The organism is Duganella violaceipulchra, from assembly GCF_019166075.1.
Taxonomy (GTDB): Bacteria; Pseudomonadota; Gammaproteobacteria; order Burkholderiales; family Burkholderiaceae_D; genus Rugamonas; species Rugamonas violaceipulchra.
Genome location: NZ_JAHTGR010000177.1, coordinates 1 through 312, shown reverse-complemented (window position 1 = coordinate 312; position 312 = coordinate 1). Strand labels below are relative to the sequence as shown.

Here is a 312-nt window from a genome sequence, read left to right as displayed (position 1 = left end):
TCAACGCCGGCACGCAATTGATCAATATGTACGGCATCACCGAGACCACGGTGCACGTGACCTACCGTCCGCTGGAGCCGGCCGACGCGGCGCGCCACGGCGCCAGCCCGATCGGGCGGCGCATTCCTGACCTGCGCACCTATATCCTGGACGCGAACCGGCAGCCGGTGCCGATCGGCGTGGTCGGCGAGCTGTATGTGGGCGGCGCCGGCGTGGCGCGCGGCTACCTGAACCGCCCGGAACTGACGGCCGAGCGCTTCCTGGACGATCCGTTCGCCGGCGAGGCGGGCGCGCGCATGTACAAGACCGGCG

General features: G+C 70.5%; 1 protein-coding gene. It reads left to right on the top strand.

Annotated elements, in window-relative coordinates:
- A partial coding sequence (locus KVP70_RS33570) for an AMP-binding protein (RefSeq protein WP_217946756.1) occupies positions 1–312 on the top strand: 312 nt, incomplete at both ends.